The following is a 15,142-nucleotide window of genomic DNA, read 5'->3' on the forward strand; positions in this document are numbered from 1 at the left end:
ATTTTAAGCTACAAAAATAACTTTCTCAGAACGTAGTGTGTCTTTTTTAACAAAGTATTATAAAATCAAGTTTACCGATCATCGAATCAACTGAACCGTTCCTAAAACTACTCTATGTACTTGATTGTGCGTATATCATCTTTGCCTTCATAATTACGTAATGAAATTTAAGTAAGGCGGAAACCGAAAAGCCTTTTTACAAAAGAGTAGGCAATTTATAAAAACAACTATTTATGGACAATGATAAAAATTGTGACCAGATAAGAGATATACAAGGAACATATTGGTGTGACGATAATACTGATGTTTATATTGGCAATTGTAACACTGTTTCACAAAAAGTAAGCTCGCAAAACTATCCTGATCTAGAAAATTTTGGAGCTATAGCAACATGTAACGATTATATTTATTTTGTATGCTGGAGTAACGATATAGGGAGAAATGGTTTTATAGCAGAATTGCACGGAACAAATTCTGCATTCTCAGGGTTGAATCCAAAATGGGAAGTTTTTCCAACAGGAATTGATTTTGATACTCCAACAGAAAGACCTTCAGAAGCTTTGGTAAATAATGAACTGAAAAAAGCCAATTGTAACAAATGGAAACCTGTATTTACAGGACAACCAAATACTGGAATAAGTAAACCTTTTAGTGGAATTAGCGGAATTAATGATAATGCTCATTTTATTTGGTATGATTCAGGAAAAGATACAAGACCTATATATCCTACATCTCCATATGTTCCTTTTGCAGGATTTGATCATGATGAGTTTTTGATTTTTAGATTTCCCGTGAAGGAATTATTTAAAGAAGAATGCCTCAATTGTACTAACGAATGTGAATGTCAAGATGATTGTAATTGTTCTGTATGTGCAACAGAGATTACAGAACAGCAAGAGGTTTTGAAAACAAAAGCTTTGAAAAAATCTTTTGTAATTATTGGAAAAGAAAACAATTCCAAAAGATGCAAAGCTCCATATTCAGACGAAGCATGCTCAACACTCGATTTACCAACTTTAGAACCTTGCTTCTATTTACATTGGGGCGATGGTCCGAAAGATCAAATGGAAACACATGACGATGAAATTATGTATATCACAGCGTGCAATCCGTATGGAAATTTAAGTTTTAAAGGATTGACAATTACGAGTATTTCAATTATACCAACACCAACTGTTGGTAATAATGGAAATGAAACTATTCAAATTATTCCAGATCGTTTGGTTCGTTTGGGAGATTTATGCGGATGTTCATGTGTGAGTCAAGCATTAACCTTATTAACATGCGGTGCAAAGCCACAAGATTATGGAATTCACGTGGAGTATTGTATAGATCAGATTGTGATCAATCAAGATAATAAAGGAAAAACGCACTTTCCTATTTCACTGATAAGCAGTTAATTAAAAACTAAAAAATGTTCCGTTTGGAGTATGCAGGCGGAACATTTAAATACAATTATAAAAAAAACACAATATATTTAACAATTTTATTCTTACTTTTAATTATGAATTCATATAACATTTTGAAATGGAACGGACAAGAACCTGAGGGTTTAATATCTCCGACTAGAGCAAGTTCTTTAGAAAAAAATTATAAAAACAATCAATACCAAATTATTAACAAAGCAGTTAATTTAAATAAAGAAATTATTGCTTCAAAAATAGTTTCGGGCGCTAATATTCAAGAAAATGAAACATTAGTTGCTCCAAGTATATACAAAGATACTCGTGAAGTATGGTTTTCTATGAACGATATCGTTGGTTACTTAACAATGGTGCAAAACCATGCTGTAAAAAATGGATATCAAAACCTTGGTATTCGTATCTATAATGGTTCTTATATAAAAGATGGTGAACCTAAAACAACTGTGTTTTTAGTTCCTACGTATGATAATAATGCGGATGACGTAGGCGATTCGAGCAGTTTTGACAATCTCATAAAGGAAAATACTAATGTACTAGGTTTTGATGATCCTACACAACAACAAAACATGTATGACATGAAGTGTTTAAATTATGGAAACTCAGGAAAACCGCCTATTGAATATGATCCATCAAATGGTGAAAACTAAAAAAAATATTATGGATATTAACATCGTGCTTTATTGCATACGGAACTTTTCCATTTTGGCAGCATTAGTTGCTGCCATTTGGTTTTGGCCACATTATAAAAACAGTTCGCTGCGCTTTTTTTTACACTATTTAACGTATAGTTTTTTTACAGAATTACTAGCTTATATTATTATAACGCAATTTGACATTTCTAACTTTATTTTATTCAATATCTATATGATTGTTAGCTTTTTATTTTACTTATATTGGTTTCAGCTCGTTTTAAAAAATAAGATGTTGGTATATATATTGACTGTCTTTTTCATAAGTTGCGCTGGCTACTCTATTGCTATGGAGCCAGGTAATGATCAACTTTTTCATGTTGCTTTTTTCTCTGGAGTGATTTGCATTATTATGCTTACGTTGTATTACTTTATCAAAGCATTGCGAAATGAACAAATAATTTCTTTTCACAAAGATTCAAAATTTTGGATTGTTACAGGTTTGTTTCTATTTCATTTAGGGTTTTTACCAATTCTACTTTTACAAAAAGAATTAGCCGATTTTGATACATCTTATCATGCCGCTGTAACATTCTTGAATATGGTACTTTATGGTTGTTATATAAAAGCTTTTGTATGTCTGAAGAAGAATTAGAACGTTTGTTTATGTTGCTTTCTGGAACAGCTTTTTTTGTTGGCGTTGCTGTCGTGATCTTATTTTTCGTTTTTATTACACGTAAGAATAAATTAATTATGGACAAATCAACATCCGAAAAGAAAATGATTGAACTGGAATTACACGCCTTACGATCGCAGATGAATCCACATTTTGTATATAATTCACTAAACGCGATTCAATATTATATTCAACTCAATGATATTGATCAATCGGAGAATTATTTAACACAATTTTCAAAATTAGTGCGTCAATTTTTTGAATATTCGCGGAAGAAAACTATTCCTATTGAGGAAGAAATAGATTTAATTTCTAATTATTTATCGCTTGAAAAACTACGGTTTGAAGACAAACTCACCTATGAAATTATTTGTGATGAAACTTTAGATAAAGAAGCTTCTATTCCGTCAATGGTATTGCAACCTATTGTTGAAAATGCAGTGAATCATGGCATTTTTCACAAAAAAACTTCAGGAAAAGTGACCGTTATGTTTTCGCAACTTTCAGAAGATACGTTTTGTGTAGTTGTGAAAGATGATGGAATTGGGATTAAAAAATCTCGAAAAATCTCGCAAAACACAATTCAAACACACGATTCTAATTCTTCTCAAGTATTAGACGAACGTCTGAAATTGTTGGAACAAATTGATAATTGGCATGTAGAATATACCATAAAAGATCGTTCGGAACTTGGAAACGAGCAAGGAACCATTGTAACCCTAATTTTTAAACTACCAAACTAATATGACTGTAACGGCTGTACTTATTGACGATGAACATAAATCGTTAGCAATTCTGAAAAATAAACTGGAGCGTTTGTGTCCAAATGTGAATATTGTTGGCGAAACGCAAGATCCAGAAGAAGGAATTGAACTAATTAATACTTTAAAACCGCAATTGGTATTTTTAGACATTGCGATGCCTGGCATGAATGGTTTTGAAGTATTGCAAAAAATCCAAGAACCACAATTTGAAGTCATCTTTGTAACAGCTTTTGATAATTACGGCATTGAAGCCATCAAACATTGTGCTATTGGCTATGTTGTAAAACCTATTGATAGTCAGGATTTAATTCAAGCGGTTTCTATTGCGACACAAAATATCACGGATAAAACAGCCTTACAAAAGAATAAACAGTTGATTGAAAATTTAGGGATTCAATCGTTTCAACAAAAAAAAATTGTAATTCCTTCACAAGATGGTTTAGAGTTTGTAAAAATTGAAGATATTATTCATTGTCAAGGAACCGATGGCTATACAAAAATTTACTTTCAAAATGATAAACCAATTATGAGTTCGTATAGTATTGGGCATTTTCTAAAGTTATTGAAACATAAAGATTTTTACCTAATTCACAAATCGCATTTAATCAATGTAAATTATATTTTGAAATATTTGAATGAAGGTTATGTGGTATTGCAAGACAATCACAAGTTGCCCGTTTCACGAAATAAACGCACGGATTTTTTGAATATGATTCGAAATGTTTGATTTTTTAATTTGAAGATTTGAAAATCAATTAATTTGAAGATTCGGTTGAAGCTTTAAAAGTTTAAAAAACTACTCTTTCAAACGTTCTTGCTCCGCAGAAGATTTTGTACGCTGATTGGTTGTCAATTTCGTATTTCCGAAGTTATAACGGAATCCTAAACGAATGGTTTGCGTGTCAAAGTTTGCACGGTAAAAGTTATTTTGATTGAAATATCGTGTAGTTCTCGTCGTTTCTTGTCCGTTTAAAATATCATTTACGGTCAATGAAAGTGTCGCTTTTTTATTCCATACTGTTTTGCGTAAAGACAAACTCAATAAGTTTCTTGAAGAAACTTCTGAAAACCCTAAAACCACTGGTGATAAGTATACAAATGTCACGTTCGCCGTTAAGCTTTTATCTTTTAAAAGCGTGAAGTTATTATCTATAGAAGTATAATTTGCCCATTTCTGTTGAGATACACGTACATTCTCAGCCGTTGTGAATGTATCTTCATTATTATAGAAAGAAGTCGTTATGGAAACGTCCCAAATGTCTAGCATTGAAAAATATGTTACAAAATCCAATCCGTAATATCTATTATTTTCTACATTAGAAGGTATATACTGTAAAGTAGTATTATCGTTATCTTGAATCGTTAGCTGGTAAATTTCGTTTTTATTATACGTATAAAATGCTTCAATAAAAAACATCCCATTAATTTCTGTCCCTATTTTATAACTATTTGCAATAGATGGCTGTAATTTTGGGTTTCCAGTTACAAAAGAGAAATCCGTAAAATTGTATCGGAAAGGATTCAAATCATCAAAACTTGGACGTATTATTCGCCTACTAAAGTCTGCGTATACATTCAGCTTATCAGAAATCGCATGATTAATATGTGCTGTTGGAAACAATTTAAAATAGTTTTGTGTATTTACTTGATTGGCAATGATTGAGTTTCCTTCAAGTTCCGTATGTTCTCCTCTAAACCCAACTTTAACACTCCACTTTTCCCAGCTTTTTGCATAACTCACATACGCTGCGTAGATAGCTTCATCATACTGGAAAGTATCTGAATTGGAAACATCTAACACAGAAACACCATTTACAATGTCAAATTGCCATAAGTTGCTCTTGGTTTCAATATTTGCAGCTTTTATTCCTGTTTCAAAAGTTGCCGTTTCGCTTATTGGTAATTCATAATCAACTTGTCCGCTAAGAATATTTGTTTTCTGACTTGCATTTGTTGTAAACGCTGTGGAAAAATCTGGATTTGCTAAAACTGTATAATCTGTATATACGTTTTGGTCATCTCCTTTGTCGTAATCTGTATAATGTACGTTTGCCGAAAGCTTCTCGCCTTCTTTCTTAAATTGATGTACATAATCTAAGTTCAGTCCTAAATTATGCATGTCTTTACTTGAAGAATTTCTTGCCCATAACGAGAAATCTTCATTGGCAGCAGTTTGATCGTCAACTACTGAATTTGTTACCGTTTTTCGCTTCCAATACGGAAGATAAAGCAAGTTACCAGAAAAACTCAATGTATTTTTAGCATCAATTTCATAATCAACATTCAAGTTTACATTGTGTTGATTTGATCGTGTATTTCGATTAATATCTGAATTCCAAAGTGAGGTTGTAGCACTATTATCTAAATAATTAATGTTTTCGTAATTATCTCTATTTATTTTTGAGTGCGTATAATTATAATTTGCGAAAAAATTCAGCTTGTTATGTTTGAAAAAGTGATTCATTCCACCATTATAACGCGGAAAAACACCTTGCGTAAAGTTTCCATAAATACTTCCATGATATCCTAGAATTAGGTTTTTATCCATCACAATGTTTAAAATTGTGCCACCTTGTGCATCATATTTTGCTGGCGGATTGGTAATTACCTCAACAGATTTTACAGTTTGCGCCGGCGTTCCTTCCAACAATTGGTATATTTCACTTGCAGAAAGATGCACTCTTCTGTCATTGATATAAACTACTGGTGTACTGTTTTTTATAGATAATGTATTATTTATCACAATAACACCAGGCGTTCTGCGCAATACTTCCCATGTGTTATCTTCAGTTAATGCTGTTCCTTCTATAGTAAAAACCAAGCGATCAATTTCGCGTTTTAAACGCGGTTTTTTGGTTGTAATGTTTACATCATCCAACGATTCTATATCTTTTTGAAGCACTAATGTACCCAAATCAATAGTTTTGGTCACTTCAATTTCTTTGTGATATGTTTTGTAGCCTAAAAAACTAATGTCTAAATTGTATTTTCCAGAAGAAACATTGGAAATGGTAAATTTTCCAGAAGCATCAGAAGAACTTCCTTTCATAGCAGTGCCGTCTTGGAGTAAAACCGCATTGGCAAACGAGATTGCGATTTCCGAATCGGAAGCAATCAGTTTACCGGAGACTTGATAGGTTTCTTGTCCAAAAGTGGTAAAAAATGTAAAAAGCACAAATAAACTTGTGATTTTTAAGTTCATGGCGGTAGTAAGGTTAATTTCGGCTCAAATATATAAATTTTTATTCAATGTAGAAAAAAAGCTACATGTATAATTAAAAAATCTTCGTATCTCCTTATAAAACGTGCATACTTACTCTGTAATAAGCTATATTTGCAAATTATTAGCTATAGATTTAGATGAAGCACATTAGAAACTTTTGCATTATTGCACATATCGATCACGGAAAGAGCACGTTGGCTGACAGATTGTTAGATTTTACAGGTTCGGTAACTGAGCGAGAAAAGCAAGATCAATTACTGGATAGTATGGATTTAGAACGTGAACGTGGAATCACGATTAAATCGCATGCCATTCAAATGGAATATACGTTTGAAGGTCAAGATTACATATTGAATCTGATTGATACGCCTGGACACGTAGATTTCTCCTATGAAGTTTCACGATCTATTGCTGCTTGTGAAGGCGCATTGCTTATTGTTGATGCTGCACAAAGCATTCAAGCGCAAACGATTTCTAATTTATATTTAGCATTAGAGAATGATCTGGAAATTATTCCAATCTTAAATAAAGTAGATTTACCAAGCGCCAATCCTGAAGAAGTAACCGATGATATTGTTGATCTATTAGGTTGTGATCCTGAAGAGATTATTCACGCAAGTGGAAAAACAGGTTTTGGTGTTGACAATATTTTAGAAGCTATTATTAAGCGTATTCCTCATCCAAAAGGGAATTATGATGAACCGTTACAAGCCTTAATTTTTGACTCTGTGTATAACTCTTTTAGAGGTGTTGAAACCTATTTTAGAGTTATGAATGGTTCTATTAAAAAAGGACAACGCATCAAATTCGTCGCAACCAATAAAGAATATAATGCTGATGAAGTTGGTACATTAAAATTGAGTCAAGTAGTTCGAAAAGAGATAAAAACAGGCGATGTTGGCTACTTAATTACAGGAATTAAAGATGCACGCGAAGTAAAAGTTGGTGATACGATTACGGATGCTAAAAACCCAACAACGAAGGTTCTCGCAGGATTTGAGGATGTAAAACCAATGGTTTTCGCAGGAATTTATCCAGTTGATACCGAAGATTATGAAGAACTTCGTAATTCGATGGAAAAACTACAATTAAATGACGCTTCGTTGGTATTTGTACCAGAAAGTTCAGCCGCTTTAGGTTTCGGTTTCCGTTGTGGATTCTTAGGAATGTTACACATGGAAATCATTCAAGAACGTTTAGAGCGCGAATTTAATATGACTGTGATTACCACGGTTCCTAACGTATCGTATCATGCGTTTAAGAGAAAAGATCCAGACGAAATTATTATTGTAAATAATCCTACTGATTTGCCTGATCCGTCAAGTTTAGATCGTGTAGAAGAACCATATATTAAAGCAACTATTATTACAAAATCTGATTATATCGGAAATATAATGTCGTTGTGTATTGAAAAACGTGGTTTAATTACCAATCAAACATACTTAACTACAGAACGTGTAGAGTTGACTTTTGATATGCCATTGGCAGAAATTGTTTTTGATTTTTATGATCGATTAAAAACGGTTTCCAAAGGATATGCTTCGTTTGACTATTCGCCAATCGGATTGCGCGCGTCAAAACTGGTTCGTGTTGATATTTTACTGAACGCACAACCTGTAGATGCACTTTCTTCCTTAATTCATGCGGATAATGCACACAATATTGGTAAAAAGATGTGTGAGAAGCTAAAAGAATTAATTCCAAGACAACAGTTCGATATTCCCATTCAAGCTGCGATTGGCGCAAAAATTATTTCGCGTGAAACGATCAAAGCACTTCGTAAAGATGTAACTGCAAAATGTTATGGTGGAGATATTTCGCGAAAGCGTAAATTATTGGAAAAGCAGAAAAAAGGAAAGAAACGTATGCGCCAAGTTGGTAATGTAGAAATACCACAACAAGCATTTATGGCAGTGTTGAAATTGAATGATTAAGCACATAAAACATATTAAAAATCGGCTGTAATTATATAATTGCAGCCGATTTTTTTGTTTTGTATTCATACGCACTTCTCGATACAATTTTTCTTCATTTCATTACAAAAAATTACTCGAAGAGACGGTTTAGATATAAGATCATCGTCATTCTAAGCTTGACTCAGCGTTTCATTATAAATAGACAAATTAAAAAATTTGTAAATTCGTGATAGAAAAAAATATTTTTGAACTGGTTTGATCGTAATTTCAAACATACAGTTAAATTTGAGATCATGAAACAACGCTACACAAACTTAATTTTCGTTTTAATTACTTTTTTATTTTTACAAAATTGCACTTCAAAAAAAGCGACAATAATAGATTCAAGTAAACCTTCTATTCTTTTTCAATTTGAAGGAAATAAACCGCTATTCTTTAAAGCTTTAGAAGCTGATATTCGTAAATACTTTTCGAAAGAAGGCATTCTTGTTGGATTTGAATATAATTTTAAAGTTCCACCTCGTGATAATAACGATTATAAAAATTTACCCAAGTATGTATATGAAACTACTTTTGATCTTCGTTGGAATATAAACTTCATTGAAGTTGAAAACCTTCGATTTAATCTAAGAGAAAGAGAGAAAAATAGTATATATAAGTTCATACTAAATCTATATAATTCGAAAACGGATAAGCGCATAGAAAAGTCATTTGAAAGCCTAAGTATTAGCTATATTAAAGATGACAGAAGCTATGATTTGGCAAAAAAATTATTGAAAAAGTATAAAAAAATTCTGAAATAGAAATAGTTCATAAGCTAGCGCGATTTTGGAAATCACGCCGAAAAACCTAAAAGCAAAGCGATCTCAATTCTAAAAGCAGCAGCGGTCTAATTTCTATGAGCAAAGCGAAGTGTTAGACTTACTTGGACGTTATAGACTGGTTGGATTTACTCTTGTGAGAAGCTGAATCAAGTTCAGCTTGACGAAAGAACCTTAAATATTAAAAAGTTAGTGAGAGGTTCTAACTGACGCCGAAAAATCTAAGAGATTCACGACTGCACGAGAAAAAGTCTAACAGTTACGAGCAAAGCGAATAAAGCGGTCTCAATTCTAAAAGCGAAGCGTTCTAAAATCTAAGTAGTTTCCGTATTCTCCACATCAAACGGTTTCCCTAAATACACAAGTTTCCAGTCTTGCCCAATTTCGTCAATTTCCATATTATGTGAAGAAATAATATGAAACTCTCCATCTTCTTTTTTAATGAATAATGGAATAATGTCTTTGTCTTTATTTGTAATATCAATCAGGCCTTTGTAATGCTCTTTATCATTGATATCAATTTCTTGAATAGAAGGATATTTACGAGTTACTTCCGTTAATGTAGCGTAATCGTCGGTATTAGAAAATAAGCCTTCTTTCGGATTGTTATTGTCGTCTAACATTTCTTCTCGTGTCACCAATCGGAACGAACCATTTTCACCAAATTGTTTCGAAAATTTATTAATCGCATATTCATTAATGGCTGAATTTCCTGTCATTGCCATTACATAGCCAACATCATTCAGTTCTATATTATCCGTAAGCATTGTAGAATATATATCTGTATTAATGGCTTCTAAACCTAATTCTTTTGCTTTCGCGATGTTACTCTTATTGCTATCAATTAATACCACATGTCTTTCATTCGTCTCTAAATAATGACCTAATAAACGTGATACTTTTGAAGCGCCAACAATTAAAATTCCATCAGATTTAGTCAAGAAAACACCAACAATTTTCGCAAATAAACGCGCTGTTGTTGCATTTAGTAAAACCGTTCCAAGTACAATCATAAATACTAATGGCGTAATATATTCAGCTCCTTCTACACCTTGTTTTACCAACTTACTTCCAAATAATGAAGCAATTCCTGCAGCGACAATTCCACGTGGTCCAACCCAACTTATGAAGAGTTTTTCGTTGATGTTTAATTTTGACCTGGCAGTACTCAAAAACACACCAATTGGTCGTATGACAAATACAACCACAATAAATAGTACCGCAGTTTTCCAACTGTAAAGTAACATTAAATCTTCCATGTTTATATTCGCGGCAAGCAGTATAAACAGTATAGAAATCAGTAAAATACTGAGCGATTCCTTGAAGTATAAAAGTTCTTTAATGTTTTCTAATTTTCCGTTTCCTAATACCATTCCCATGACAACAACGGCTAGTAAACCAGATTCGTGCGCAAAGATTTCCGATTGGACAAATACCAATAATACAGCCGATAATGAAACAACATTTAGCAAATAATGCGGAATGAATTTTTTATTAATCGCGAATGCCAATGCGTGCGCAAACGTAAATCCGAAGGTTGTTCCGAATAGTATAATTTTTCCAAACTCAATTAACGCAGTTTTAGTGAAACCGCTATCGCCTTCTACACTAATAAATTCAAATACCAAAACGGCAACCAATGCACCAATTGGATCAATTAAAATTCCTTCCCATTTCAATACTGTAGAAATATCTTTTTTTAACGGAATATTTCTTAAAATCGGTGTGATTACGGTTGGTCCGGTTACGATGATTAATCCTGAGAATAGAAATGATAATTCCCAACTCAATCCAAAAACTAGATGCGCTACAATTCCTGCTCCAAAAAAAGTAATTGCCGAACCAAGTGTAATAAGTTTTGTAATTACAGGTCCTACCGTTTTAATCTCGGAACGTTTTAACGTCAGTCCGCCTTCAAACAGAATAATACTAATGGCTAGCGATACAAAGTAATAGAGACTTTCGCCAGGAAAAAGTCCTTTTTCGCCATTCCATTTAGGTTCAATCCATTTGGTTCCATCTTCAGATAAAAATTCTGCTGCAATTGGTCCAACAAGTAAACCAATAAGTATTAAAGGTAAAATTGCTGGAATTTTAAGCTTCCATGCAACCCATTGTGCCAATATTCCTAAGATGATAATTCCCGCTAATTCGAGCATGTATGCGTAATTTTAGATTGAAAAAGTAAATTTAATAATTATAATGTGAATGTGAGTTAACCCGTTGTGCATTTTAAATTCAAAAGTATAATAAAGCGTCCGTTCGAGTGATTTTGAGGCACGAAAAATTGTATCGAGAACATTTTTAGTGTAAAAAACGCTATTCTCGATACAAATTTTACTCATCTTCAATCGTAAAATCCACAACGGGTTAAGTTAGATATCTTCATATCAAAGAAACAGTTTTTTAAATCTGGTTTTCTAGATAACTTTTATTGATCTACAACTCCAATAAATTTTAAATATTCAATTTCAGTATCGTAAATTTCTAATAAGTCATTTTTTGTCAATTCAACTTTTTCCTTATTCATAGCATATTCGACAAGTTGATTAATGTCAAATTCGACCTCTGATACGGTTTCGCCTTCTGAATTTGGATTCTCAGAAATCAGTCCAATAGTATTCATATAATTTTCTTCCGCAATCAACGCTTCATGAATTAAATTCAAATCAGATGTTTTTTTGTTCAGTTCTAATGCAATAAAACAAGTTGCTTCGCCCAAATCATAGATTTCTTTTCCAGCATTATTTTCATCTACAGAACAAATTGGTTCGTTTTTACAACTAAAAATTGAGAATAAAGATAATATGAGTATTTTTTTCATGTGTTATAATAAAATTTTGGAAATCATTAAATAATCTGAATTCGATGTAATATTTATTCAAATAAAATTTTGAAAACACTAAAATTCAGTTTTTTATTTTCGTTTTCTTTGTGCGCACAAAGAATACTGAATCAAGTTCAGCACAGGCGTCAACAAAAGAAAGTGCGCTTTTCCAGAGGTATTTTTAATTTTTCTTTTAGGGAAAAGGAAAAAACTACTGTTGACGCCTGTATTGGGCTTGATTCTGAGTTTCATCATATATTCTTTACTTATAAATATATGTAATCTTGAATTTCATTTTCTAAAACTTATTTTTCCTCACTATAAGTTACCAACATACGAAGTTCGTTATACGAAAAATTAGCACCTGCAATTTCTTTAAGTTCGGTTAAACCTTCAAACGTATTATTTTTGATGATTTCCAGTCCTTTTTTTACTTTTTCTTCTGATAATATTTCGGTAATATCTAAAACTCCTTCACTCACATAATGCGCCAAATGTCCTAAAATCGTAGAAGCTGCCAAGGCTCTTTTTTTTGCAATTTCTTCTATAGAAAAACCTTCTTTAAAAAAGTCTAATGAAATCGTTTTTGTGTTTTTCTTCTCCACTTCAATAACGACTTCTACCTCTTTTGATGTTAAGTTGTTTTTTGTAGTATACTCAGTTATGATTTCTAAAATTTCTTCTCCATATTTTTCTACACGTATTTTACCCATTCCGTGTATTTTTCTAAGTTTTTTAGCGGTAGTTGGCAATAATTCGCACATTTCATACAATGAATTTTGAGTAAATACTTGAAACGGTGGAATGTTATCAGAGCTAGAAATACTCGATCTAAATAATCGTAAGTTTTCAAATAATTCTTCGTGCGCTGTAGCTGTCGCTATTTTTCGTTTTACAACCTTGATTTCTGAAACGTCTAAGAGTGATTTTGCGCGAATTTTTAAGTAATTTTCTGTTAAAAAATTATCCGATAAGGCTTCTAAAATCTTGGTTTTTATTGCTAATTTATCTTCTAGATCTTTCAATTGCTTTTCAAAATCTTTTGAGACAGCTTTGTTATCCGTTGCAAAAGTTAGCGTACTTAAAGTAGTTGCAATGTGTTGTTTTGTTTGTGCTGTAAAGTATGTAATTGCTTTTTTAAACCGTTCTTGTATTGCGGCATCTTGTTCAGGATTTTCAATGTCTTTTGCAAACGTTGCTAATTGATTTTTGAACGAATTATTAATCTTCAATAAAGGTATAATTCCTTTATCTTTTATGGCTTCAAGCGGTTCCGAAATATTTCCCGTGAGTGTATTTCTATTATTGTAATAAATATCAAGCAACCGTTTTACTGGATGCATAAACGAATGATAATCAAATACTTCTCCCATTAAATTTAACTGAAATGCTTTTTTAGAAGCTTGCAAATCGGCTTCATCAGGTTCGTTTTCTTCAAGCTGTTTTGTAAACGTATTTATAGTAGCATCACTAATTATACTTGCAGATTTTATAGGTGTTTTTAATACAATGCCTTCTAAAGTTTTGCACCTGCTCAACGCTACATATGTTTGTCCATGCGCAAAAGAAGCTTCGGCATCAATAATCGCTTTTTCAAACGTTAAACCTTGACTTTTATGAATGGTAATTGCCCACGCCAATCGTAACGGAATTTGCGTATATGTTCCTTCAATATTGTTAGAGATTTCTTTTGTTTCTTGGTTGAGTGTGTATTTTATATTTTCCCAAGTTTCATACGTTGCTTCTATAATATCATCATCTGAACATTTTACAGTGATGGTATCTTCATCTAAATGAATTACGGTGCCAATTTTTCCATTGTAATACCGCTTTTCGGGCGAACTATCATTTTTAATAAACATAACTTGTGCTTCTTTTTTGAGCACTAAATTTTCACTATTTGGATATGTTTTTTCATTAAAATTGCCCGAAATAGCTGCTGTATATTTTTTTGACTTCCCTTTTAATTTTTCTAATTCTTTTTGGTTGATAGCATCTGCACGATTGTTATGCGTAGTAAGTGTAATGTAACCATCTTCCTTTTTCGGATTAAAATCTGGTTGGTATTGTTTATTTAGAATTTCTGCGGAAGCGGGAGAAAGTTTATCGTTGCGAATTTCATTTAATATAGAAATAAATGCTTGGTTTTGCTGACGATAAATCAGTTTTAATTCAATAGATAAAACAGCTGCTTTTTGATATGCAATACTGCTAAAAAAATAAGCTGTTTTATAGTAGTTTTTCAGCAATTGCCATTCATTAGGACGAATAACTGGCGAAAGCTGCTGTAAGTCACCAATTAATAATAGTTGTACGCCACCAAAAGGCTGCGTTCTATCTTTGTATCTGCGCAATACTTCATCTATTCCGTCTAAAACATCAGCGCGAACCATACTAATTTCATCAATAATAACAAGGTCTAATGATCTTATAATATTGATTTTGGTTTTACTAAACTTCCGTTGAATTGTAGTGCTTTTTCCGGTAGCATCAGGAATAAACGGTTCAAAAGGCAACTGAAAAAACGAGTGAATTGTTACACCTTTTGCGTTAATTGCAGCAACACCAGTTGGAGCCACAACCACTAATCGTTTTAATGATTCGGCTTTTATTTTGTGTAAAAAAGTAGTCTTACCAGTACCTGCTTTCCCCGTTAGAAATAAATTTCTATTCGTTTTTTCTATAAAATTAAATGCTAACTCTAGCTCTTTATTAATTTCCATATGATATTTGTTGCCATAAAGGTAAAAGAAATAGATTACGTTGGTTTTATTTTGAAATATTTTTTTATTGGAAGCAATATCTGACAAATTTGGAAAAAAAGAGTGAAGTGGTTGTTTTGATTTTTCAAAAATATACTAT

General features: G+C 32.3%; 11 protein-coding genes. 7 read left to right on the forward strand and 4 right to left on the reverse strand.

The window, feature by feature from the left end:
• Positions 1–233 precede the first annotated feature (233 nt).
• The 5 genes from IMCC3317_RS14030 to IMCC3317_RS14050 all read left to right on the forward strand — a co-directional run bounded on the left by IMCC3317_RS14030 (position 234) and on the right by IMCC3317_RS14050 (position 4,220).
• Entirely contained in the window at positions 234–1,400 is a 1,167-nt protein-coding gene (locus tag IMCC3317_RS14030) for a hypothetical protein (protein WP_160130126.1), read from the forward strand.
• Between the two features lie 104 nt (positions 1,401–1,504).
• On the forward strand, positions 1,505–2,071 hold the full coding sequence (locus tag IMCC3317_RS14035) for a hypothetical protein (RefSeq protein WP_160130127.1): 567 nt from the start codon (positions 1,505–1,507) through the stop codon (positions 2,069–2,071).
• A gap of 10 nt (positions 2,072–2,081) precedes the next feature.
• Positions 2,082–2,708, forward strand: coding sequence for a hypothetical protein (locus IMCC3317_RS14040; protein WP_160130128.1), 627 nt, complete (start codon positions 2,082–2,084; stop codon positions 2,706–2,708).
• Complete coding sequence (locus IMCC3317_RS14045; protein ID WP_160130129.1) at positions 2,690–3,472, forward strand: sensor histidine kinase; 783 nt, start codon at positions 2,690–2,692, stop codon at positions 3,470–3,472. Before IMCC3317_RS14040 ends, IMCC3317_RS14045 begins: the two co-directional genes overlap by 19 nt.
• 1 nt (position 3,473) lies before the next feature.
• The gene (locus IMCC3317_RS14050) at positions 3,474–4,220 is read left to right on the forward strand and encodes a LytR/AlgR family response regulator transcription factor (protein ID WP_160130130.1); all 747 of its coding nucleotides are present in this window, start codon (positions 3,474–3,476) and stop codon (positions 4,218–4,220) included.
• Between the two features lie 69 nt (positions 4,221–4,289).
• Here IMCC3317_RS14050 and IMCC3317_RS14055 read toward each other — a convergent pair whose 3' ends face one another.
• Positions 4,290–6,695, reverse strand: a complete 2,406-nt coding sequence (locus IMCC3317_RS14055; protein ID WP_160130131.1) for an outer membrane beta-barrel family protein — start codon at positions 6,693–6,695, stop codon at positions 4,290–4,292.
• Positions 6,696–6,853: 158 nt separating this feature from the next.
• On the opposite strand from IMCC3317_RS14055, the gene lepA reads away from it, so the two are divergent.
• Together lepA and IMCC3317_RS14065 are read left to right on the forward strand one after the other, a co-directional pair.
• A complete protein-coding gene (gene lepA, locus IMCC3317_RS14060) occupies positions 6,854–8,650 on the forward strand; it encodes a translation elongation factor 4 (RefSeq protein ID WP_160130132.1) in 1,797 nt (598 codons plus the stop codon).
• 275 nt (positions 8,651–8,925) lie between these two features.
• Positions 8,926–9,435: a hypothetical protein gene (locus tag IMCC3317_RS14065; RefSeq protein WP_160130133.1), complete on the forward strand. Its 510-nt coding sequence runs from the start codon at positions 8,926–8,928 to the stop codon at positions 9,433–9,435.
• 332 nt (positions 9,436–9,767) lie between these two features.
• Here the strand turns inward: IMCC3317_RS14065 and IMCC3317_RS14070 are convergent, their stop codons facing one another.
• The 3 genes from IMCC3317_RS14070 to IMCC3317_RS14080 all read right to left on the reverse strand — a co-directional run bounded on the left by IMCC3317_RS14070 (position 9,768) and on the right by IMCC3317_RS14080 (position 15,003).
• Positions 9,768–11,612, reverse strand: coding sequence for a cation:proton antiporter (locus tag IMCC3317_RS14070; RefSeq protein ID WP_160130134.1), 1,845 nt, complete (start codon positions 11,610–11,612; stop codon positions 9,768–9,770).
• Positions 11,613–11,884: 272 nt separating this feature from the next.
• Complete coding sequence (locus tag IMCC3317_RS14075; protein WP_160130135.1) at positions 11,885–12,277, reverse strand: hypothetical protein; 393 nt, start codon at positions 12,275–12,277, stop codon at positions 11,885–11,887.
• 308 nt (positions 12,278–12,585) lie between these two features.
• A complete protein-coding gene (locus IMCC3317_RS14080; RefSeq protein WP_160130136.1) occupies positions 12,586–15,003 on the reverse strand; it encodes a helix-turn-helix domain-containing protein in 2,418 nt (805 codons plus the stop codon).
• Positions 15,004–15,142 lie beyond the last annotated feature (139 nt).

Origin of the sequence: Kordia antarctica (assembly GCF_009901525.1) — a bacterium.
Lineage (GTDB): Bacteria > Bacteroidota > Bacteroidia > Flavobacteriales > Flavobacteriaceae > Kordia > Kordia antarctica.

What these genes read in the sequence shown, in the direction of transcription:
- IMCC3317_RS14055 (WP_160130131.1), bottom strand. Translation starts at nt 6,695, where the DNA reads ATGAACTTAAAAATCACAAGTTTATTTGTGCTTTTTACATTTTTTACC.
- IMCC3317_RS14065 (WP_160130133.1), top strand. Translation starts at nt 8,926, where the DNA reads ATGAAACAACGCTACACAAACTTAATTTTCGTTTTAATTACTTTTTTA.
- IMCC3317_RS14030 (WP_160130126.1), top strand. Translation starts at nt 234, where the DNA reads ATGGACAATGATAAAAATTGTGACCAGATAAGAGATATACAAGGAACA.
- lepA (WP_160130132.1), top strand. Translation starts at nt 6,854, where the DNA reads ATGAAGCACATTAGAAACTTTTGCATTATTGCACATATCGATCACGGA.
- IMCC3317_RS14075 (WP_160130135.1), bottom strand. Translation starts at nt 12,277, where the DNA reads ATGAAAAAAATACTCATATTATCTTTATTCTCAATTTTTAGTTGTAAA.
- IMCC3317_RS14050 (WP_160130130.1), top strand. Translation starts at nt 3,474, where the DNA reads ATGACTGTAACGGCTGTACTTATTGACGATGAACATAAATCGTTAGCA.
- IMCC3317_RS14045 (WP_160130129.1), top strand. Translation starts at nt 2,690, where the DNA reads ATGTCTGAAGAAGAATTAGAACGTTTGTTTATGTTGCTTTCTGGAACA.
- IMCC3317_RS14070 (WP_160130134.1), bottom strand. Translation starts at nt 11,612, where the DNA reads ATGCTCGAATTAGCGGGAATTATCATCTTAGGAATATTGGCACAATGG.
- IMCC3317_RS14040 (WP_160130128.1), top strand. Translation starts at nt 2,082, where the DNA reads ATGGATATTAACATCGTGCTTTATTGCATACGGAACTTTTCCATTTTG.
- IMCC3317_RS14035 (WP_160130127.1), top strand. Translation starts at nt 1,505, where the DNA reads ATGAATTCATATAACATTTTGAAATGGAACGGACAAGAACCTGAGGGT.
- IMCC3317_RS14080 (WP_160130136.1), bottom strand. Translation starts at nt 15,003, where the DNA reads ATGGAAATTAATAAAGAGCTAGAGTTAGCATTTAATTTTATAGAAAAA.